Raw genomic sequence first — 21862 nt, 5'->3', positions numbered from 1 at the left:
TTTACGTTTCAATCATGTTCATGCAAAAAGCATGCCACGTTGATTAGATGTCATACATCTTAGCCTTCTGCTCCTTGATGGCCTCGTCGTAGATATAGTCGTCATACTGCATCAGCTTGTCGATGGTGCCCTTTGGTGTGAGCTCGATGATGCGGTCTGCTACGGTCTGGATGAACTCATGGTCGTGTGAGGCAAAGAGGATGTTGCCCTTGAAGCCCACCAGGTTGTTGTTGAAGGCCTGAATAGACTCCAGGTCGAGGTGGTTGGTAGGTGTGTCCAGAATCAGACAGTTGGCGTTCTTCAGCTGCATACGTGCAATCATACAGCGCATCTTCTCACCACCCGAGAGCACGTTCACGTGCTTCAGCACATCTTCCTCCTTGAACAGCATGCGTCCCAAGAACGACTTCATCATCACCTCGTTGCCCTTGCCAAACTGGCTCAGCCAGTCCACCAGGTTCAGCTCCGACTGGAAGAACTCGGTGTTGTCCAGAGGCAGGTAGGCCGTTGTGATCGTTACGCCCCACTTATAGGTACCGGCGTCAGCCTGGCGGTTGCCATTGATAATCTCGAAGAGCGCCGTCATAGCCTTGGGGTTGTGGCTCAGGAATACGGTCTTCTGTCCCTTCTCGATAGTGAAGTTCACGTTGTCGAACAGCACTGATCCGTCGCTGTCCAGAGCCTTCAGTCCTTCTACCTCCAGAATCTGTGTACCAGGCTCACGCTCCATCTGGAAGATGATGCCGGGGTATTTACGTGTAGAAGGTGTGATCTGCTCTACGTTCAGCTTCTCCAGCATCTTCTTGCGTGAGGTGGTCTGCTTACTCTTAGCCACGTTGGCAGAGAAACGACGGATGAACTCCTCCAGCTGCTTCTTCTTCTCCTCGGCCTTCAGCTTCTGGTTCTGAGCCTGGCGCAGTGCCAACTGTGAAGACTCGTACCAGAAAGAGTAGTTACCCGAGAATAGCGTCACCTTACCGAAGTCGATATCCACCGTCTGAGTAGAAACGGCATCCAGGAAGTGACGGTCGTGGCTCACCACCATAACACACTGCTCCAGTCCTGCGAGGTATTCCTCCAGCCACTGCACGGTGTCCAGGTCGAGGTCGTTGGTAGGCTCGTCGAGCAACAGGTTGTCGGGGTGGCCAAACAGCGCCTTTGCCAGCATCACGCGCACCTTCTCGTTGTTAGAGATGGTGGCCATCTGTGCATAGTGAATATCCTCCTTGATGCCCAGGTTCTGCAGCAGCTGTGCGGCCTCGCTCTCGGCCTCCCAACCGTTCATCTCGGCAAAGGCCATCTCCAGTTCGGCAGCCTTCACACCGTCTTCCTCGGTCATCTCCTCTTTGGCATACAGGGCTTCGCGCTCCTTCATGTTCTGCCACAGGGGCTGGTGGCCCATTAGCACGGTGTCCATCACCGTGAATTCGTCGTATTTAAAGTGGTCCTGCTCCAGCACCGAGAGGCGCTCGCCCGGGCCCAGCTCCACGGTACCCTTGTTGGGCTCCAGCTCGCCGCTGATGGCTCTGAGCAGTGTTGACTTACCGGCGCCGTTGGCACCGATAACGCCGTAGATATTGTTGTTTGTAAACTTCAGGTTCACGTCCTTGTAGAGAACCTTTTTTCCAAATTGAATTGCCAAATTGGTGACTGTAATCATCTTCTCTTTACCTTATTAATTTTAATTTTGGCTGCAAAGTTACGAATTATTTTCCACTTTACCAAATTATTTCCCGCTCTACCGCCGTAAAGTGAAAATAAATCGTATTTTATTTTGCTTTTCGCTTGGTTTCCACTAACTTTGCACCCCGTATGAGAATGAATACAGGAAATAATTCAGAGGGACAGTACGATCACTTTACCGTCAGCGAGGCTCAGCCGTTGCTCGAGTTCTTGTTGGCCAATGTGTCGCAGAGTCGTAGCAAGGTGAAAGCGACGCTTCAGGGGCAGGGTATCAAGGTGAATGGCAAGACGGTCACTCAGTTCGACTATCAGCTGCAGCCTGGCATGAAGGTGGCTGTGAGCAAGACCAAGCGCAATCAGAAAGGCTTCAAGAGCCGCTATGTGAAGATTGTCTATGAGGACCGCTGGCTGGTGGTTGTAGAGAAGAATATCGGCATCCTGTCGATGGCTGCCGGCCATTCGTCGCTCAATGTCAAGAGTGTGCTCGACGACTATTTCAAGAAGACGCATCAGCGCTGCACGGCGCATGTGGTGCACCGTCTGGACCGCGACACCAGCGGACTGATGGTCTATGCCAAGGATATACAGACCGAACAGATATTGGAGCACAACTGGCATCAGATTGTCTATGACCGCCGTTATGTGGCTGTGCTCAGTGGCGAGATGGAGCAGAACGAAGGCACCATCCAGAACTGGCTGAAAGACAACAAGGCCTACATCACCTACTCATCGCCTGTGGATAATGGCGGCAAACTGGCCATCACCCATTTCTTTGTGATGGACCGCACCACCGATCACTCGCTGGTGGAGTTCAAGCTCGAGACCGGACGTAAGAACCAGATCCGTGTGCATGCTGCCGATATGGGCCATCCCGTGTGTGGCGACCCTAAGTACGGCAATGGCGACGATCCCTTGCATCGTCTCTGTCTGCATGCCTGGCTGTTGTGCTTCACGCACCCCATCACGGGCGAGCGCATGGAGTTTGAGACCCCCGTACCCACGGCCTTCCGTCTTTTGTTCAAGCATCATTAATCGATCACTTATTCTCTATGGATAGTTGGATGTACTACGTCGCCATTTTGCTTTTCATCATGGTGACGGTATTGGTAGTAAAGAAAGTGACCAGCTGCATGTTGAAGCTCTCTGTCTTCTTCGTGCTGCTGGTCGCTTTATGCGTTTTCTATTTCCTTACGCGTTAACCTCTTCGCTAAAGTATTTTTCGAATGCCTCCTTCAGCAGTCGGGGGTTGGCTATGATGTTGCGTAGCTGGTTCAGGTTCTGCTCGTTCTGCGAACCTGGTATCCAGAGGCGTATGTAGCCGCGCACCGAGTATTTGCTCTCCATGTGTTCGGCAAAGCGCTGCCACTGCTGCTCCTTGTTCAGCTCGGGGTAGTTGGACAGTCCAAACTGCACCGTGCGGCGGAATACCACCTCGGGCGACAAGTCGCGGTCGGCCTCGGCCACAATCTTGCCATACATGCTGCGCGGTGCCCGCGATGCCGAGGCGCGATGGTCCTCCACGGCCTCACGCATGATGCTGATCTGGTCGGCCGAGAACCACCGTTTCAACCTTGCGTCGCTGGCCAGTATCTTTCCGCTGGTGATGTGGTGTATGGCGCGTGGGCCGGTCAGTCCCAGATCGTGGTAGGCGGCGATGACATATACCATGTCGATGTCGGCACCGGTAGAGCGTGCCAGTTCCAGCGAACGGCGTATGACGCGGGTCACGTGCTCCATGTTGTGCGCCTTGTCAAACTGGGCATATTGGGGCAGTATCTGGGTCTCAACAAATTCCACCAAGTCGAGGCTTGCAGTGTTCTTTAGCATAATATTTTGGGGTTTATGTTTGCAAATATACGAATAATTATCTACTTTTGCAAGCGTTTAACGAGAAAATAGCCAAAAAAATGGAATGGAAGAAATGGAAGAAAAGGCAGAAAGTGCAGAAAGATTCCCCCATGGCCTGGCTGCTGGCTGCCCGTCCGAAGACGTTGACAGGTGCAGCCGTGCCTGTGATGATTGGTCTCTCGCTGGCATGGAGTGATGCCCAGCAGTATGACGGCAGCGTGTTCAGCTGGACGGCAGCTGTGCTCTGTCTGTTGTTTGCCTTTATCATGCAGATAGATGCCAACTTTATCAACGACTACATAGACTATGCCAAGGGTACCGACGATCGCGAGACCCGTCTGGGGCCTGAACGTGCCTGTACGCAGGGGTGGGTGAGCATCAGTCGCATGCGTCATGCCATCGCCATGACCACTATTGTGGGTTGTCTTGTAGGACTGCCATTGGTGTTCTACGGAGGCCTCGAGATGATACTCGTAGGACTGCTCTGCGTGGTGTTCTGTTTCCTCTATACCACCCACCTGTCGTACCTTGGTCTGGGCGATGTGCTGGTGCTGGTGTTCTTTGGCATTGTGCCCGTCAGCATCACCTATTACATCCAGCTCCATACCTTCACCCCTGAGGTCATCGTAGACTCGGTGGCCTGTGGCTTGGTGATTGATGCGCTGCTGCTGGTCAATAACTTCCGCGACCGCGACACCGACCGCCAGGCTGGCAAGAACACGCTGGTGGTGCGCATCGGAGCCCAGACAGCCTTGCGGCTCTATTTGGGTGTAGGCGTGATAGCCTGTTTGTTGGGCATGCTCTATACAAACACCAATCACCCCTTAGCCTACGACCTCTCGTTCGTCTATCTGTTTCTTCACTACCTGGCCTATCTGAAAATGAAGGAGATATGGCAAGGTCGTGAGCTCAATGCAGTGCTCGGTTTGACGGCTCGCAACATCTTTATCTATGGCCTGCTAGTCAGCTTGGGCATTCTGCTGGGATAGGCCTTTCTCCCCCGTACCATGAAGCGCGAAGTTTACGAGAGTCAGAAGACCTTTGCGGGGCCTAAGAAGCCCTCCATGCAGCGCCGCTGTGTGGGGCATGACTACACCGGCCGTATGATCTATATGGTGACGATGACGGTGGAGGGCCGTCGTCCGCTTTTGGGTGTGGTGACGGGCAGGAGCGAGGCGCCTGCCGACAGCGGCGATGCGCCGCGGATGGTGCTCTCGCCGTTGGGGCAGCGCGTCTATGACGAGTGTATGGCCACGTCCGCCCATCATCCAGAAATATCGGTGGTGGCGCTGCAGATGATGCCCGACCACCTCCATGTGGTGCTCTTCGTGCGGAGCCAGATGGAGCAGCCGCTAGGCATGGCCCTCCGCGGCTTCAAGCAGAAGTGCAACCAGCACTACCGCGAGCTCATCCTTGGCGTCCCGTCTGTTGCGTTGGCAACGCAACAAACAAAACCACCAACGCAACAAACAAAACCACCAACGCAACAAACAAAACCACCAACGCAACAAACAAAACCACCAACGCTACAAACCCTACCACCAAAGAAAGACCGCCGCGGCGAGGACCGCACGTATGGGCTCCTCTTCAGTCGCGGCTATAACGACAAGCTGCTGCTGCGCGAGGGGCAGCTACAGCGCTGGCTCGACTACCTCCGCGATAACCCCCGACGACTGCTGATGAAGCGCGAGCGACCCGACCTCTTCCGCGTGCAGCGCGGACTGGTGGTGGGCGGCCAGCAGTACTCCGCCATCGGCAACCGCTTCCTGCTGCAGCGCCCTGTGCGCCTGCAGGTGCAGTGCTCGCGCCGCCTCACCGACGAGGAGATAGCCCAGAAGCAGGCGTGGTGGCTGGAGCAGGCTCGCGCAGGGGCTGTGCTGGTGTCGCCCTGCATCTCTCGGGGCGAGAAGGCCGTGATGCGTGCCGCCTTTGAGGCTGGCCTGCCGCTGATAGTGCTTCAGGAGAATGGCTTCACAGACCTCGCGAAGCCCGGAGGACAGCGTATGGATGCCTGTGCCCGCGGTCAACTGCTCCTGCTTGCTCCATGGGCCCACCACAACGAGCGCCTCACCATCCGCCGCGACCAGTGCCTGGCGCTCAACGACATGGCCCGAGTGATCTGCGAGATGTAGCCCCTTTCCCGTCTTTTCCCCTATGTAGGCTTGGTTCTTTTGTGGAATCAGGTCTTTTTTTTGTGCTTTTAGGTGTCTTTTTTGGCTAAAAGTGCCTCTTTTCTTTAACAAATTTTATGTCTTTTCGTATTTTGAGGCGTTTTTCTATCTTTGCGCCCAGAATTCGACACCTGTGGCGCTAACCGAGCACGGGCCATGGGGACGGACAAGGTGAAAGTTCTTCTATGCCGAAGTCCGTTGGTGCGAGAAGAGTAAACCTCATACACTAAAATCTAGGTATTGTATGATGGAAACTTCTTTTCAAACGCCTCGGAGCACATGGAATGCTGCCGAGGCACGGATGAGCTTCTTTAGGAAGCCGATCACAAACAAAAGACCGGAAGCAAAGGCGATGACGCTGTTTGAGGTCTATGACTACGTCAGAAATGGATGGGCACGGCTCGAGACCGAGGCGCTGCGCCACTTTGACGACCACGACGAGGCGCGAAAGTATAAGGCCGAGCACTTCGACTATGTGACGCCCTCGGGCGTGTTTGCCTATTGCAACGACCAGTCGCTGTTGCGCCACTCGGGTCTGATGTGCATAGACCTCGACGGGCTGGGCGAGCGCTGCGAGGAACTGTTTCGGCTGTTGGTGGACGACAAGCAGATGGAGACACTGCTGCTCTTCCGCTCGCCCTCGGGCGACGGGCTGAAGTGGTTTGTGCATATCGACCTGGAGCGCTGCGACCACAAGACGTGGTTCAAGGCGCTGCGCAACTACCTGATGGTCTCCTACCACCTCACCGAGAAGCAGGTGGATGCCGCGTGTGCCAACGTGTCGCGCGCTTGTTTTCTGCCTCACGACCCCGAGGCGTATTTACGAACTGACTTAATCAAACATTTTTAATCATGGAAAATCTATCTACTTTTGATCCCCTGGCATGGGCAGCGGCCTCGGGTGCAAACACTGACAGTGTAGCTGCCGCAGCAGTGGCTGCCACTCCCCAAAGCAGCATGAACCCCGCCGACGAGGTGGCCAAGGTGAAGGCCGTGGGCCAGCTCTTGCTGGAGCGCGGAGCCAACGTGGCAGATACGTACGACGACTGGTTGCGCCTGGGCTTTGCGCTGGCCGACGGGCTGGGCAGCGAGGGTGGCGAGTTGTTTCATCAGCTCTCGGCACAGAGCACCAAGTATGATGCCGAGGCGTGTGAACGCAAGTGGCAGGAATGCCTGAGGAAACATGACGGCCGAACCACCATCGCCAGCTTCTTCCAGATGGCGCAGCAGGCGGGGGTAGATCTCAGCGCAGTGAGCCGTCAGTTTCCGTCAGTTTCGCCACTTCGCCACACCTATGCGGAACAATGGGACGCGTTAAAGCAAAATGGCAACGAACGAATTAAAACAACTGATAATAAGTGTGGTATGTATGGAACTATTGGAGATATTACCATGCCAAACGTCGTTTCGCAGGAGCTTGGCGGAATGGCGAAACTGGCGGAAGAGTTGCCGTTCAGGCAGACCTTCAGCGACGGGCTGGACATGGAGGCGCTGCCCTCGTTTTTGGCCGACCTGGTGCGCATGCAGGAGACGGCTGAAGATCGCGACAAGATGTTGCTTTGTACGCTCAACCTGATGTCGGGCTTCACACCCAATGTCTTCGGCGTGTACGACCGTCGCAGGGTGTATCCGCCCTTCTATGCCTTCGTGGTGGCCCCCTCGGGTTCGGACAAGGGTGTGCTGCCGGCCTGCCTGTCGGTGGTGTCGCCTGTGGTGAACCAGGTGAGAAACCAAAGCGAGGCGCTGCGACGCGACTATCGCCAGCGCAAGGCGCAGTATGACGCACTGAACAAGCGCGAGCGCCAGAACGCCACCGAACCCGAGGAACCGCCCTACCGCACACCGTTGATCTCGGTCAACGCCTCGGCCACGGCTTTCTATCAGGACCTGGCCGCCAACGAGGGGTGGGGCGCCGTGTTCGAGACCGAGGCCGACACCATGGCCACGGCCATCAAGCAGGACTATGGCGACTATAGCAGTGGGCTGCGCAAGGCCTTCCACCACGAGGCTATCGACTATAGCCGACGTAAGGACGACGAGCATGTCTATATAGCCGAACCACGCCTGTCGGCCTTCATCACCTGCACACCGGGGCAGTTGCCCACGTTGCTCTCGCCCCAAAAGGTGGAGAACGGACTGGCCAACCGCTTCGTGTTCTATATGCTTAAGAAAGGGCGCGGCTGGCGCGACGTGTTCGAGGACTGCGAAGAGACGCTCTACGACCGAATGAAGGGCTTCGGCAGCAGGTTTAAGCGCATCTATGACGAGCTGGCCTCGTTTGCCGACCACCCACTGGTGTTCACGCTCAATGCCGAACAGAAGGATGCTTTCAACCGCTACTTCCGTCCGCTCTACGACGAGCAGATAGGGCTCTATGGCGACGACCTCGAGGCCTTCGTCAAGCGACTGGGACTGGTGACCTATCGCATCGCCATGGTGCTCACCGTGCTGCGCCACGAGGGGCGGCTCACGGAGCACTATGAGCGCCAGGAACCGCTGGTGTGCTGTGAGGCCGACTATCAGACGGCCATTGCCATCGCCTCGTGTCTGATCAATCACACGGCCTACGTCTATAGCCGCCTGTTGCCCCACGACCGCACGCCCATGGGCACCAACGGGCGCGCCATGGGTGCGCAGGAGTATCAGTTGCTGACCTCACTGCCTGGCGAGTTCACCCACAAGCAGTATGTCGAAGTGGCGGCCGTACTGAACATATCCAGTCGCACGGCCGAGCGCTACGTGGGCAGTTTCATCACCGAGTATGGTGTGGTGGCGCGCCTGTCGCAGGGGCACTACCGGAAGCTTTGACTTCAGTCTCAGAGGGGGACTTTCCCGTAACCAAAGTGCAGCTTTCCCGTAACTAAACTGCCCCTTTAGTTACGTCAAAGTCCCCCTCTTCGGAAACTTTAATCTTTTCTTTAAAAAAGTTGTATAAATATTTGGTAATATGGAAATTATTTAGTATCTTTGCATTGTCTTAAAGAGAATAAGACGCGAGATAACTAATCTAATTTTTTAACCATTAAAAACACACATTACAACTATGGCAGTTAACAGAATTGCAATGCAGTATGACCTGAAGCAGAATGAGGTCAAGAATTCAAAAATGTTTGGCAAATGGTATGCGCAGCCCGTTATCACGAGCACGCTCAACCTGAAGGGATTTGCCCAGCACATCTCCTCGCACAACGGCACCTTCAAGCCGTCCACCATCAAGGGCGTGATGGAGGAAATGGTGGAGTGTCTTGTGGAGATGGTGATGCAGGGCATCGGCGTGAAGCTCGATGGGCTGGGCACGTTCTATCCCACCTTCGAAGGCTCGGGTACGCTCACAGCAGAGGAGTTTGATATCAGCCGAAATGTGCACGGCATTCATATCCGCTTCCGCCCCGAGAACGGCAAGGACGAAGAGCTGACCAGCCATAAGTTCATGAGCAAGTGCGTGCTGAAGCGCCGCTTCCCAGTCAGCACCTCTACCACAGAGAATGAAGACTAAAAAAAGGGGCTCGTGAGAGTCCCTTTTTTATTTTCATAGCCTTGATGTGGCTTAGTAGCTGCGAGCAATGATCACACGTGCCTTAGAAGGCTTGCCGCTCACCATGTCCACACCAGGTGTCTGTTCTACGCCGAAAGGCACACAGCGAATGGTGGCCTGAGTCTCTTCCTTGATCTTAGCCTCGGTCTCGGCAGTGCCGTCCCAGTGGCAGAGGAAGAAACCGCCCTCCTTCACCTTCTCCTTGAACTCCTCGTAGTTGTCGCACTCATAGATGCGGCTGTCGCGATAGGCCTTGGCCTTCTCGAAGATGTTCTTCTGGATATCTTCCAGCAGTTGCTCAACATACTGTGCGATGCCCTCGATAGGACGTGTCTCCTTTTCGAGTGTGTCGCGGCGCATCACCTCGATGGTGCCTTTCTCCAAGTCGCGGGCACCCAGTACCAGGCGCACGGGCACACCCTTCAGCTCGTAGTCGGCAAACTTGAAGCCAGGACGCTTGTTGTCGGCATCGTCGAACTTCACGCTGATACCCTTCTGGCGCAGCTCGTCGATGATTGGCTGAACCTCCTTGTTGACAATCTCCATCTGCTCAGGCTTGTTGGCAATGGGGATGATAACCACCTGGATGGGGGCCAGGCGTGGAGGCAGCACCAGACCGTTGTCGTCAGAGTGGGTCATGATGAGCGCACCAATCAGACGGGTGCTGACACCCCATGAGGTAGCCCATACATACTCGGGCTTGTTCTCCTTATTTAAGTAAGTCACGTCGAAAGCCTTGGCAAAGTTCTGACCCAGGAAGTGAGAGGTACCGCTCTGCAGGGCCTTACCATCCTGCATCATAGCCTCGATGGTGTAGGTATCCAGCGCACCGGCAAAGCGCTCGGTCTCGCTCTTCACGCCCTGTACCACGGGCACGGCCATCCATTCCTCGGCAAACTTAGCATAGACGTGCAGCATCTTCTTGGCTTCCTCTTCGGCCTCCTCGCGGGTGGCGTGAGCCGTGTGGCCCTCTTGCCACAAGAACTCGGAGGTGCGCAGGAAAGGACGTGTACGCATCTCCCAGCGCATCACGTTGCACCACTGGTTGCACATCAGTGGCAGGTCGCGCCAAGACTGAATCCAGTTCTTATAGGTATTCCAGATGATGGTCTCACTGGTGGGGCGGATGATGAGCTCCTCTTCCAGCTTGGCAGCGGGGTCAACCACCACGCCACTCTTGTCCTCGGTGGCCTTCAGACGGTAGTGGGTAACCACGGCGCACTCCTTGGCAAAACCCTCTACGTGCTCGGCTTCGCGGCTGAGAAACGACTTAGGGATGAGCAAGGGGAAATAGGCATTCTGCGCACCAGTCTCCTTGAACATGCGGTCCAGCTCGTGCTGCATCTTCTCCCAGATGGCATAGCCATAGGGCTTGATGACCATACATCCACGCACGGCCGACTGCTCGGCCAGGTCGGCCTTGACCACAAGGTCGTTGTACCATTGGCTATAGTTGTCGGCACGTTTTGTTAATTCTTTTAGTTCTTTTGCCATTTTTCTTCGAAATTTTAAAAATTTTGGTGCAAAGGTACAAAATAATTGAGAATAAGTTATTGCGAATTAGGAATTTTTTCTATCTTTGCACCGAAATCGTAAGCGTTTAACATTTTTATTAATAATAAATAATCTAAAGTTATGAAGAAAATGAAAGTTGTTATCCTGACTCTTTGCGCAGGAATGGTGATGGCAGGTTGTAACAATCTGGCCAAGGGTACAGCAATTGGTGCAGCCGGTGGTGCAGTGCTGGGTGCAGTAGTTGGTAAGATTGCTGGTAACACCGCTGTAGGTGCTGCTGTAGGTACAGCTGTAGGTGCCGGTACTGGTGCCCTCATCGGCAAGCACATGGACAAAGTAAAGGCTCAGGCTGAGGCTGTGAAGAATGCACAGGTAGAGTCTGTAACAGACGCTAACGGTCTGCAGGCCGTGAAGCTGACCTTCGACTCTGGTATTCTGTTCGCTACTGGTAAGTATGCCCTGAACGCAAGCTCAAAGGCTGCCCTGAACCAGTGCGCTACACTGCTGAAGAACAACACAGACTGCGATATCGCCATTTATGGCCACACCGACAGCACTGGTTCTGACGCTGTCAACAATCCTCTGTCTGTAAACCGCGCTAAGGCCGTGCAGAGCTACCTGCTCGCACAGGGCGTTGCCGCTTCACAGATTCGCGTAGCTGACGGTCAGGGTTCTACCAACCCCGTTGCCGACAACTCAACAGCTGCAGGTCGTCAGCAGAACCGTCGTGTAGAGATCTATATGTATGCTTCTGAGGCCATGATCAAGGCTGCCGAGGCAGGAACACTGAAGTAATCCGGAAGGTTTGAAATTCTTAAGAAAAACATTGATAAGAGTCGTGGTGGCATTCTTTGCCTCCACGATTCTTGCTGTAATAGTATTCAGGTTTGTCCCCGTGTATTACACCCCGCTGATGGTTCTGAGGCTCACGCAGCAGGATCACCTGAAGCTGAAGCACCACTGGGTGCCGCTGGAGGAGATGTCGCCCCACATGCCACAGGCCGTGATGGGCAGTGAGGATGCCAACTTCCTGAAGCATCATGGCTTCGACTTCAAGGCCATCGAGTATGCTGCCAAGCGCAACATGGAGCACCCGGAGAAGAACAAGCTGGGCGCATCGACCATCTCGCAGCAGACGGCCAAGAACGTCTTTCTGTGGCCCGGACGCTCGTGGCTGAGAAAAGGACTGGAGACCTACTTCACGGTGCTGATAGAGCTGTGCTGGTCGAAGGAGCGCATCATGGAGGTGTATCTGAACTCCATCGAGACGGGCGATGGCATCTATGGCGTAGAAGCCGTGGCCAGAGAGCATTTTGGCTGTAGCGCCAAAGACCTCACCGTGAACCAGTGTGCGCTGATAGCAGCCACGCTGCCCAATCCCCGTAAGTACAGTTCGCAGAACCCCAGCAAGTACATGAAGAAGCGCCAGCGTGCCATCAGGCATAATATGAAGTTCGTGGAGCCGCTGGGACGAAAAAAGTGACGGAATGACTTGGCTGTTAGAAGAAATCTTCGTATCTTTGCCGTCAGATATATATGTAATTCTAACAACAACAACTAAAATATAGTAATTATGGAAAATAATGCTCAGCTTATTGCCCAGTGCGAGGCAGTTGCTAAGGAATGGTTGTCGCCCGCTTTCGACGAGGACACACGTAAGGAAGTACAGGCTATGCTCGATGCCGAGGATAAGTCTGCCTTGATAGATGCGTTCTACCAGAACCTGGAGTTCGGTACGGGCGGCCTGCGCGGCATCATGGGTGCAGGTACCAACCGCATGAACAAATATATCGTAGGCATGGCCACACAGGGCTTTGCCAACTACATCAACAAGGCTTTCCCCGGCAAGCAGAGCGCCGTGGTGGTGGGTCACGACTGTCGTAACAACGGTCGCCTCTTCGCAGAGACCGTGGCAGACATCTTCTCGGCCAATGGCATCAAGGTGTATCTGTTCGAGAGCCTGCGTCCTACACCCGAGATCTCTTTCGCCATCCGTCAGCTGGGATGTCAGGCAGGTGTCAACGTGACAGCCTCTCACAACCCACGCGAGTACAACGGCTACAAGGCCTACTGGGACGACGGTGCACAGGTGCTGGCTCCACACGATAAGGGTATCATCGACGAGGTGAACAAGGTGAAGATCCAGGACGTGAAGTTCGAGGGTAACAAGGACCTCATCGTGCCCATCGGCGGTGAGATGGACTGGGACTACATCCAGGCTGTCAAAGAGGCAATGGTAGATCAGGACGTCATCCTGCGTCAGAAGGACCTGAACATCGTCTATTCACCCATGCACGGCACAGGTCGTGTGATCATTCCTATGGCTCTGCGCTCATGGGGCTTCCAGAACATCCACGTGGTGCCCGAGCAGATGGTCATCGACGGCAACTTCCCCACGGTGGTTTCGCCTAACCCCGAGAATGCCGAGGCTATGACCCTGGGTATGAAACTGGGTACGAAGCTGAATGCCGACCTGGTGATTGCCTCTGACCCCGATGCCGACCGTCTGGCCATCGTTTGTCGCAACGCGAAGGGCGAGTGGGAAATTCTGAACGGTAACCAGACCTGCATGATGTTCTGCTGGTATATCATTGCCAACAAGAAGAAACTGGGTCAGCTGAAGGGTAACGAGTTCCTGGTGAAGACCATCGTTACCACCGAGGTGATTGCCGAGATTGCCAAGAAGAACGGCGTAGAATATAAGGACTGCTATACTGGCTTCAAGTGGATTGCCAACGAGATTCGTGTCAACGAGGGCAAGAAGAAGTACATCGGTGGCGGTGAGGAGTCGTTCGGCTTCCTGCCATTTGACAAGGTGCGCGATAAGGACTCTCCAGCATCTATCTGTCTGATTTGCGAGATTGCTGCATGGGCACGCGATAACGGCAAGACCCTCTACGACCTGCTGATGGACATTTATGCTGAATACGGATTCTCTCGTGAGGTGACCATCAACGTGGTTCGTCCTGGTAAGACTGGTGCCGACGAGATTAAGCAGATGATGAGCGACTTCCGTGCTAATCCTCCCAAGGAGCTGGGCGGCAGCAAGGTTTGTCTGTGGAAGGACTACCAGTCGCTGGAGGCTAAGAAGGCCGATGGCAGCGTGGAGAAGCTCGACATGCCCGACACGTCTAACGTGCTGCAGTGGTTCTGCGAGGATGGCACCAAGGTGAGTGTACGTCCTTCAGGTACCGAGCCTAAGATCAAGTTCTATCTGGAGATCAAGGATCCCAGCTTCAAGTGTGCCGGTTGCTACGAGCGTTGCACCAAGGCTGCCAACGAGAAGGTAGAGCGCATCAAGAAGGATCTGAACCTCTAAGACGCAAAAAGGGTAGGGCACACCATTGTAGCTCATCCCTCTAAGCATATAGCCCCTAAGGTCGTCAATGGCTTTAGGGGCTTTTTAGTAAATGAAGCTAGAAAAAGTCCCAAAACAAAAAAAGACTCCCTTTCTTGCGAAAAGAAGTCTTTAGTAGTCGATAGGGGAATCGAACCCCTATGCCAAGATTGAGAATCTTGTATCCTAACCATTAGATGAATCGACCATGGTTGTTGATAAAAAGTGGTAGTCGATAGGGGAATCGAACCCCTATGCCAAGATTGAGAATCTTGTATCCTAACCATTAGATGAATCGACCAGACTCGGAGCGGAAGCTGGGGGATTCGAACCCCCGGTACGGGAACCCGTACGGCAGTTTAGCAAACTGCTGGTTTCAGCCACTCACCCAAACTTCCTCGGTTGTTCCCTTGTGGGTCTCCGAAAAGCATTCTCGCTCAAATGCGGGTGCAAAGGTAAGCATAATTTTCTGAACCTGCAAATTTTCTCGGCATAATTTTCAAAAAAAGTTTCGTTTTATGCCCTTTGTCACCCTCCTTATGCGTGCGCGTTTATTTTTATTTTTTACTTTTTTACTGAATTGTGTTGTTGTTTGAGTTTTATTTGTTACTTTTGCACTCGCTAACGAAAAAGAACAATATTGTTATTACAAAAATATCTTTATGAATTTCACTTTGTTAATCACTGTCGTTTTGACAGCTATTACTCTGGTGGCAGGCGCCTATGTGGTGGCAAAGCTATTGGGACCACGTTCCTATAATAAGGTGAAAGGAGAGCCGTTTGAGTGCGGTATTCCTACGCGTGGCAGTAGCTGGATTCCCATCACCGTGGGCTACTATTTGTTTGCCATCTTATTCCTCATGTTCGATGTGGAAACTGTTTTCCTCTATCCATGGGCAGTTGTGGTGAAAGAGTTTGGTACGATGGCATTGCTGTCTATCGGCTTTTTCCTGTTGGTATTGGTATTAGGCCTGGCATATGCTTGGCGGAAAGGAGCTTTGGAATGGAAGTAAGAAAACCGAAAATCAAGGCTATCCCATACGACGAGTTCAAAGACAACGCGTCGCTGGAGAAACTGGTTGACGAGCTGCACGAAGGCGGTGTCAACGTGGTGACAGGTACACTGGACCAGATGATCAACTGGGGCCGTTCTAACTCCCTGTGGTCGCTGACCTTTGCCACATCATGCTGTGGTATCGAGTTTATGGCTTGTGGTTGCTCACGTTACGACTTCTCACGCTTTGGCTTTGAGGTGACGCGTAACTCTCCACGTCAGGCCGACCTGATCATGTGTGCTGGTACGATAACCCATAAGATGGCTCCTGCGCTGAAGCGTCTGTACGACGAGATGGCCGAGCCAAAGTATGTGGTGGCCGTAGGTGGCTGCGCTATCAGCGGCGGTCCCTTCAAAGGCAGTTATCACGTAGTGAAGGGCATTGAGGAAATCATCCCCGTGGATGTGTTTATCCCTGGCTGTCCTCCACGTCCGGAGGCTATCCTTTACGGTATGATGCAGTTGCAGCGTAAGGTGAAGGTGGAGAAGTTCTTTGGCGGTGCCAACCACAAGCAGAACAAGGACGAACGTGAGTTGGGCGTATCTAATGAGGAGCTCGTGGCACGTCGCTTAGGCGACCATCGTCGTGAGACTATCGTGGTGTCCGATGTACCCCAGGATTTTGTAGAAGAACTAAAAGAAAAGAAGGAGGAGCAGGCATGAAATTAGAGTTCTTATCATTTGACTTTGAGAAGTTCGCTAAGGAAATGCAGAACTTGAAAGACCAGAAGGGCTTCGACTTCCTGGTGACCATCGTCGGCGAAGACTTTGGCGAGGAAGGCCTGGGCTGTGTCTATATATTAGAGAATACGAACACGCATGAGCGCACGAGCGTGAAGACCATTGCCAAGGTAGTGGATGGTGAGAGCGTGATCCCCACGGTGACAAACCTGTGGAAAGGTGCTGACCTGCTGGAGCGCGAGGTGTTCGACTTCCTGGGCGTTAAGTTCCTGGGACACACCGACATGCGTCGCCTCTTCCTGCGTAACGACTTCCAGGGCTACCCCCTGCGTAAGGACTTCAAGGCTACAAACGAATATACGCTGGAGGACGACCAGGAGCCCGACTACGGACTGGAGTACAGTCTGGACAAGGACGGCAAACTGCACGTGAAGGAGAACCGCCTGTTTACGAACGACGACTACGTGGTGAACATCGGTCCTCAGCACCCCTCAACCCACGGCGTGCTGCGTCTGCAGACCGTGCTGGAGGGTGAGACCGTGAAGCGCGTATATCCTCACTTGGGTTATATCCATCGTGGTATTGAGAAGATGTGGGAGTCTATGACCTACCCACAGACCCTGGCCCTGACCGACCGTCTGAACTACCTCTGTGCCATGATGCAGCGCCACGCTCTGGTGGGCGTCATAGAAGAGGCCATGGAGGTGGAGCTGACCGACCGTATTCACTATATCCGTACGATCATGGACGAGCTGCAGCGACTGGACAGCCACCTGCTGTTCACCTCATGCTGTGCTCAGGACTTGGGTGCACTCACAGCCTTCCTCTATGGCATGCGCGATCGTGAACACGTGCTGAACGTGATGGAGGAGACCACCGGCGGACGCCTGATTCAGAACTACTATCGCATTGGCGGTCTGCAGGACGACATCGATCCTAACTTCGTGAAGAACGTGAAGGACCTGATTAAGTATCTGCGCCCCATGATTCAGGAGTATATGGATGTGTTTGGTAATAACATCATCACACACAACCGCTTGGAGAACGTGGGTCCAATGTCGCTAGAGGATTGTATCAACTATGGTGTGACAGGTCCTGCCGGACGTGCTTCTGGCTGGAAGAACGACGTGCGCAAGAACCACCCCTACGATATGTATGGCAAGGTGGACTTCGAACAGTGTCTGGAGACCAGCAACGACTCTATGGGTCGTTATATGGTGCACATCAACGAGATGTATCAGAGCTTGAACATCATCGAACAGCTCATCGACAATATTCCTGAGGGCGACTTCTACGTGAAGCAGAAGCCTATCATCAAGGTGCCCGAGGGACAGTGGTACTTCTCTGTGGAGGGTGCTGCCGGTGAGTTTGGTGTTTATCTCGACTCAAAGGGCGACAAGAGCCCTTACCGCATGAAGATGCGTCCTATGGGTCTCTCGCTCGTTGGAGCACTCGATCCGATGCTGCGCGGACAGAAGATTGCCGACCTGGTGACCACTGGCGCTGCCATCGACATTGTTATACCTGATATTGATAGATAGTATGGAACATATATTCGATTTTTCACAGGTGACCACCTGGTTCCACGACCTGCTGACGCTGACGTTGGGACTGGGCGACTTCTGGGCCATACTCATTGAGTGTGTCCTCGTGGGCGCAGCTGTGCTGGGTGCCTACTCGGTCATCGCTATGATTCTGATTTTCATGGAGCGTAAGGTCTGCGCTTACTTCCAGTGCCGTATCGGCCCGGTGCGCGTAGGTCCTTGGGGCTTGCTGCAGGTCGTTGCCGACGTACTGAAGATGCTCATCAAGGAGATCTTCTTTGTGGATAAGGCCGACAAGTTGCTCTACATCGTAGCTCCCTTCCTGGTCATCTTCGGTTCGGTAGGCGCTTTCTGCTTCCTGCCCTGGAACCGCGGTGCTCATATCCTGGACTTCAACGTAGGTGTGTTCCTGCTCACAGCCATCTCTTCGATTGGCGTGGTAGGCATCTTCCTGGCAGGTTGGGGTTCTAACAACAAGTACTCGGTGGTATCGGCCATGCGTTCGGCTGTGCAGATGATCTCTTACGAGATGTCACTCTGTCTGTGTCTGATCACGGCAGTCATCCTGACAGGTACGATGCAGGTGAGTGGTATCGTGGAGGCACAGAGCGGTCCTTGGGGATGGCTCATCGTGCAGGGACATGTGCCCGCACTGATTGCCTTCGTGGTGTTCCTCATTGCTGGTAATGCTGAGGCCAACCGTGGCCCCTTCGACATGGCAGAGGCTGAGAGTGAGCTGACAGCCGGTCACCACACCGAATACAGCGGTATGGGCTTCGGCTTCTTCTATCTGGCAGAGTTCCTGAACCTGTTTATCATTGCAGGTATCGCTGCTACTGTGTTCCTGGGCGGATGGGCTCCTATCCAGATTGGTGTAGAGGCCTTCGACGAGGTGATGCAGTACATCCCCGGTATCGTGTGGTTCATGGGTAAGGCCTTCCTGCTGGTATGGCTGCTGATGTGGATTAAGTGGACTTTCCCACGTCTGCGTATCGACCAGATACTGAAGCTGGAGTGGAAGTATCTGATGCCTATGGCACTCATCAACCTGGTGCTGATGACAGTCGTAGTGGCTTTAGGTCTTTATATTAAATAAGGTGAAGCAAAATGGAAAACAATAAATCATATTTCGGAGAGCTGGGACACGGCATCAAGACGTTGGCCACCGGTATGAAGGTCACCCTCGGTGAATACTTCAAGGACTACTGGACCAACAAGTCAACAGAGCAGTACCCAGAGAACCGTAAGACAACGCTCCACGTGTCTAAGCGTCATCGTGGACGCCTGGTCTTTAAACGTAATGAAGACGGTGCCTACAAATGCACGGCCTGCACACTATGTGAGAAGGCTTGCCCTAATGGTACCATTAAGATAACGGCCCACATGGCTGAAGACCCTGAGACGGGAAAGAAGAAAAAGGTGCTCGACGACTATCAGTACGACCTGGGCGACTGTATGTTCTGTCAGTTGTGCACCAATGCCTGCAACTTTGATGCTATCGAGTTTACGAATGACTTCGAGAACGCTACGTTCGACAGAGGTGCATTGGTGCTCCACCTGGACAAGGAAGTGTATCAGGGCGGTTCGCTGCCCAACATTCAGGATGGTGGTGCCGAATGGCAGGTTGGTAAGTTTAACACGAAAAAGAAGTAAAGAAAGACTATGGCAAATTTAGTAGTATTTTGCATTCTTGCAGTAGTCATCCTGGGTTCAGCTTTGCTGTGCGTGATGACGAAGCGAATCATGCGAGCTGCAACATTCATGTTGTTTGTGCTCTTTGGCGTAGCAGGTCTCTACTTCCTGCTTGACTATACTTATCTTGGTGCTGCCCAGATAGCTGTCTATGCTGGTGGTGTAACCATGATATATGTATTTGCTATTCAGCTTGTTAGTAAGCGTACACTTCAGGGATTGGTTGAGCGCGTCAAGTGCTCACGTATGCTCTGGGGTGGCCTCGTGTCGCTGGTCAGCCTGGCTACCGTCGTCATGGTGTTCCTGAAGAACAACTTCATTCTGTGGGGAGGCATGATGCCCGATACAGAGGTGCCTATGAAAGAGATAGGTCATGCACTGGTGGGTAGCGATAAGTATCAATATGTACTGCCTTTCGAGTTTATCTCAGTGTTCCTGCTGGCATGTATCATCGGCGGTTTGGTTGTTTCACGTAAAAAGGAGGATTAAGCTATGGTACCTGTAGAATGTTATTTTGTGCTGAGTGCACTCTTGTTCTTTATTGGTGTTTTCGGCTTCGTCACCCGTCGCAACCTGATTGCCATGCTCATCTCTATTGAGCTGGTACTGAATGCCGTAGATATCAACTTTGCTGCATTCAACCGTCTGCTGTTCCCTGGCGAGTTCGAGGGCTTCTTTATGACCCTGTTCTCGATTGGTGTCAGTGCGGCTGAGAGTGCTGTGGCTATTGCAATTATTATCAATGTCTATCGTAACTTCAAGAGCGATAGCGTGGAAAGTATAACTAACATGAAAGGATAAAACGCTATGATCTACGAATTATCTTATTTGATTCTGCTTCTGCCGCTGCTGTCCTTCCTTGTGTTAGGACTGGCTGGCATGAAGATGCAGCACAAGACTGCCGGACTGATTGGCACTTGTTCGCTGTCGCTGGTTACACTCCTGTCTTACTGGACGGCCTTTGCTTACTTCACGGCCGACCGTGTAAATGGTATCTACCAGACTATCGTACCTTATAACTTCACCTGGTTGCCACTCGGTAATCTGCACTTTGATATGGGTATCCTTCTGGATCCTATCTCGGTGATGATGCTTGTGGTTATCTCTACGGTGTCGTTGATGGTTCACATCTATTCGTTTGGCTATATGCATGGTGAAAAGGGCTTCCAGCGCTACTACGCATTCCTGAGCCTGTTTACCATGTCTATGCTGGGTCTTGTGTTGGCCACCAACATCTTCCAGATGTATATGTTCTGGGAGCTGGTGGGTGTCTCTTCTTATCTGCTCATCGGTTTCTACTATCCTTTGAAGCCTGCTATCGCAGCCAGTAAGAAGGCATTCATCGTGACCCGCTTTGCCGATATGTTCTTCCTCGTGGGTATCCTGACCTTTGGTTACTTCACTGATTCGTTCAGCTTCTCGTTTGCTGGCGATATCGTGATGGGGCAGGGCACAACACCCTTCATCGAGGGTAACATCGCAAAAGCGGTGGCTGCTGGTGGTTTCATCATTCCTACTGCCCTGGTACTGATGTTCATCGGTGGTGCTGGTAAGAGTGCCATGTTCCCACTGCACATCTGGTTGCCAGACGCCATGGAAGGACCAACACCTGTATCGGCACTGATTCACGCCGCTACGATGGTTGTGGCTGGTGTGTTCCAGATTGCACGTATGTTCCCCCTGTGGATTGAATATGCACCTCAGGCCATGAGTATCGTGGTATGGGTGGGCGTGATTACCGCTTTCTATGCAGCTGCTGTGGCTTGTGCCCAGAGCGACATCAAGCGTGTGCTGGCCTTCTCTACAATCTCTCAGATTGCCTTTATGATGGTGGCCCTGGGTGTATCGCTGCCTGGTCATCATGGTGCGGTGCTCGACAACCATGCACAGCTGGGTTATATGGCTGGTATGTTCCACCTGTTCACCCACGCTATGTTCAAGGCTTGCCTGTTCTTGGGAGCCGGTTGCATTATCCATGCTGTTCATAGCAACGAGATGGCGCTGATGGGTGGCTTGCGTAAGTATATGCCTATCACACATATCACCTTCCTGATTTCGTGTCTGGCCATCGCTGGTATCCCCTTCTTCTCGGGCTTCAGCTCAAAGGATGAGATTATCACCGCCTGCATGGAGTACAGTCCTGTGGTGGGTTGGATTATGACAGGTATCGCTGCCATGACTGCCTTCTACATGTTCCGCTTGTACTACGGTATTTTCTGGGGTACTGAGAACAAGGAGGCACATGCACATCATACACCACACGAGGCTCCACTGACCATGACCATCCCCTTGATTGTGCTGACAGTGATTACCGTCGGTGTGGGCATTTACACCACCATCGCTGGTTTTGCTGGTTGGGGCGGTTCGTTTGGCAGCTTCGTTTCTGCAGCTGGTACCGACTACACCATCCACTTCAACACACAGATTGCAGCCACCTCTACCGTGATTGCTATTCTGAGCATTTGTCTGGCCACCTATATTTATAAGGGTGAGAGTCAGCCTATAGCCGACCGCCTGTACAAGACGTTCCCCAAGTTGCACCGTGCAGCCTATAAGCGTTTCTATCAGGACGAGATTTGGCAGTATGTGACTCATCGTATTATCTTCCGTTGTGTCTCTACACCAATTGCTTGGTTCGACCGTCATGTTGTGGATGGTACGTTCAACTTCCTGGCATGGGGTGCCAATGAGGGAGGCGAGAGCCTTCGTAGCTGGCAAAGCGGTGACGTACGTAAGTATGCAGTATGGTTCCTGACTGGCACCGTTGCATTAACATTAATCCTTTTATGCATCTAAAGCGAT

General features: G+C 53.1%; 20 protein-coding genes and 3 tRNA genes. 17 read left to right on the top strand and 6 right to left on the bottom strand.

Annotated elements, in window-relative coordinates; genetic code table 11:
* Nucleotides 1-43: 43 nt before the first annotated feature.
* The gene (locus T496_RS0106510) at nucleotides 44-1660 is read right to left on the bottom strand and encodes an ABC-F family ATP-binding cassette domain-containing protein (protein WP_027450031.1); all 1617 of its coding nucleotides are present in this window, start codon (nucleotides 1658-1660) and stop codon (nucleotides 44-46) included.
* A gap of 158 nt (nucleotides 1661-1818) precedes the next feature.
* On the opposite strand from T496_RS0106510, the gene T496_RS0106505 reads away from it, so the two are divergent.
* On the top strand, nucleotides 1819-2715 hold the full coding sequence (locus T496_RS0106505) for an RluA family pseudouridine synthase (RefSeq protein WP_027450030.1): 897 nt from the start codon (nucleotides 1819-1821) through the stop codon (nucleotides 2713-2715).
* Between the two features lie 156 nt (nucleotides 2716-2871).
* Here T496_RS0106505 and T496_RS0106495 read toward each other — a convergent pair whose 3' ends face one another.
* Nucleotides 2872-3510, bottom strand: coding sequence for an HD domain-containing protein (locus T496_RS0106495; protein ID WP_027450029.1), 639 nt, complete (start codon nucleotides 3508-3510; stop codon nucleotides 2872-2874).
* Nucleotides 3511-3590: 80 nt separating this feature from the next.
* Here T496_RS0106495 and menA point away from each other — a divergent pair, with 80 nt between their 5' ends.
* From menA to T496_RS0106470, 5 genes are all read left to right on the top strand, one after another.
* Entirely contained in the window at nucleotides 3591-4520 is a 930-nt protein-coding gene (gene menA, locus T496_RS0106490; protein ID WP_027450028.1) for a 1,4-dihydroxy-2-naphthoate octaprenyltransferase, read from the top strand.
* A gap of 18 nt (nucleotides 4521-4538) precedes the next feature.
* The gene (locus T496_RS0106485) at nucleotides 4539-5663 is read left to right on the top strand and encodes a hypothetical protein (protein WP_027450027.1); all 1125 of its coding nucleotides are present in this window, start codon (nucleotides 4539-4541) and stop codon (nucleotides 5661-5663) included.
* Nucleotides 5664-5946: 283 nt separating this feature from the next.
* Entirely contained in the window at nucleotides 5947-6552 is a 606-nt protein-coding gene (locus T496_RS0106480) for a BT4734/BF3469 family protein (protein ID WP_081783578.1), read from the top strand.
* Between the two features lie 2 nt (nucleotides 6553-6554).
* Nucleotides 6555-8510 carry a DUF3987 domain-containing protein gene (locus T496_RS0106475; protein WP_027450025.1) on the top strand — a complete coding sequence of 652 codons (1956 nt, stop codon included), beginning with the start codon at nucleotides 6555-6557 and terminating at the stop codon, nucleotides 8508-8510.
* Between the two features lie 235 nt (nucleotides 8511-8745).
* Entirely contained in the window at nucleotides 8746-9198 is a 453-nt protein-coding gene (locus tag T496_RS0106470; RefSeq protein ID WP_155808732.1) for an HU family DNA-binding protein, read from the top strand.
* A gap of 51 nt (nucleotides 9199-9249) precedes the next feature.
* Here T496_RS0106470 and proS read toward each other — a convergent pair whose 3' ends face one another.
* On the bottom strand, nucleotides 9250-10731 hold the full coding sequence (gene proS, locus T496_RS0106465) for a proline--tRNA ligase (protein WP_027450023.1): 1482 nt from the start codon (nucleotides 10729-10731) through the stop codon (nucleotides 9250-9252).
* 141 nt (nucleotides 10732-10872) lie between these two features.
* Between proS and T496_RS0106460 the strand changes: the two genes are divergently transcribed.
* The 3 genes from T496_RS0106460 (at nucleotide 10873) to T496_RS0106450 (ending at nucleotide 14071) form a co-directional block, all read left to right on the top strand.
* The gene (locus T496_RS0106460; protein ID WP_027450022.1) at nucleotides 10873-11547 is read left to right on the top strand and encodes an OmpA family protein; all 675 of its coding nucleotides are present in this window, start codon (nucleotides 10873-10875) and stop codon (nucleotides 11545-11547) included.
* 31 nt (nucleotides 11548-11578) lie between these two features.
* Nucleotides 11579-12235 (top strand): monofunctional biosynthetic peptidoglycan transglycosylase, encoded by a 657-nt coding sequence (gene mtgA, locus T496_RS13645; protein ID WP_231478019.1) that lies wholly within the window; start codon nucleotides 11579-11581, stop codon nucleotides 12233-12235.
* Nucleotides 12236-12325: 90 nt separating this feature from the next.
* Nucleotides 12326-14071 (top strand): phospho-sugar mutase, encoded by a 1746-nt coding sequence (locus T496_RS0106450; protein WP_027450021.1) that lies wholly within the window; start codon nucleotides 12326-12328, stop codon nucleotides 14069-14071.
* A 154-nt stretch (nucleotides 14072-14225) separates the two neighbouring features.
* Here the strand turns inward: T496_RS0106450 and T496_RS0106445 are convergent.
* The 3 genes from T496_RS0106445 to T496_RS0106435 all read right to left on the bottom strand — a co-directional run bounded on the left by T496_RS0106445 (nucleotide 14226) and on the right by T496_RS0106435 (nucleotide 14487).
* Nucleotides 14226-14297, bottom strand: a tRNA-Glu gene (locus T496_RS0106445).
* A gap of 18 nt (nucleotides 14298-14315) precedes the next feature.
* Nucleotides 14316-14390, bottom strand: a tRNA-Glu gene (locus tag T496_RS0106440).
* Between the two features lie 10 nt (nucleotides 14391-14400).
* Nucleotides 14401-14487: transfer RNA gene (locus tag T496_RS0106435), tRNA-Ser, on the bottom strand.
* 264 nt (nucleotides 14488-14751) lie between these two features.
* Between T496_RS0106435 and T496_RS0106430 the strand changes: the two genes are divergently transcribed.
* From T496_RS0106430 to nuoL, 8 genes are read left to right on the top strand one after another with little or no spacing between them, the layout of a single operon-like run.
* The gene (locus T496_RS0106430; protein ID WP_027450020.1) at nucleotides 14752-15102 is read left to right on the top strand and encodes an NADH-quinone oxidoreductase subunit A; all 351 of its coding nucleotides are present in this window, start codon (nucleotides 14752-14754) and stop codon (nucleotides 15100-15102) included.
* A complete protein-coding gene (locus T496_RS0106425; protein WP_027450019.1) occupies nucleotides 15093-15806 on the top strand; it encodes an NADH-quinone oxidoreductase subunit B in 714 nt (237 codons plus the stop codon). The genes T496_RS0106430 and T496_RS0106425 overlap by 10 nt, the downstream gene beginning before the upstream one ends.
* A complete protein-coding gene (locus T496_RS0106420; RefSeq protein WP_027450018.1) occupies nucleotides 15803-17365 on the top strand; it encodes an NADH-quinone oxidoreductase subunit D-related protein in 1563 nt (520 codons plus the stop codon). The genes T496_RS0106425 and T496_RS0106420 overlap by 4 nt, the downstream gene beginning before the upstream one ends.
* 10 nt (nucleotides 17366-17375) lie before the next feature.
* Entirely contained in the window at nucleotides 17376-18464 is a 1089-nt protein-coding gene (gene nuoH, locus T496_RS0106415; protein ID WP_027450017.1) for an NADH-quinone oxidoreductase subunit NuoH, read from the top strand.
* Between the two features lie 11 nt (nucleotides 18465-18475).
* Entirely contained in the window at nucleotides 18476-19021 is a 546-nt protein-coding gene (locus tag T496_RS0106410; protein ID WP_027450016.1) for a NuoI/complex I 23 kDa subunit family protein, read from the top strand.
* Between the two features lie 9 nt (nucleotides 19022-19030).
* Nucleotides 19031-19549 (top strand): NADH-quinone oxidoreductase subunit J family protein, encoded by a 519-nt coding sequence (locus tag T496_RS0106405; RefSeq protein ID WP_027450015.1) that lies wholly within the window; start codon nucleotides 19031-19033, stop codon nucleotides 19547-19549.
* Between the two features lie 3 nt (nucleotides 19550-19552).
* Nucleotides 19553-19861 carry an NADH-quinone oxidoreductase subunit NuoK gene (nuoK, locus tag T496_RS0106400; protein WP_027450014.1) on the top strand — a complete coding sequence of 103 codons (309 nt, stop codon included), beginning with the start codon at nucleotides 19553-19555 and terminating at the stop codon, nucleotides 19859-19861.
* Nucleotides 19862-19867: 6 nt separating this feature from the next.
* Entirely contained in the window at nucleotides 19868-21856 is a 1989-nt protein-coding gene (gene nuoL / locus T496_RS0106395) for an NADH-quinone oxidoreductase subunit L (RefSeq protein WP_027450013.1), read from the top strand.
* Nucleotides 21857-21862: the final 6 nt, after the last annotated feature.

It is taken from the genome of Xylanibacter brevis P6B11 (assembly GCF_000621825.1).
Classification (GTDB): Bacteria; Bacteroidota; Bacteroidia; order Bacteroidales; family Bacteroidaceae; genus Prevotella; species Prevotella brevis.
The sequence above is the reverse complement of the archived record's forward strand: the minus strand, read 5'-3'. Positions and strand labels throughout refer to the sequence as shown.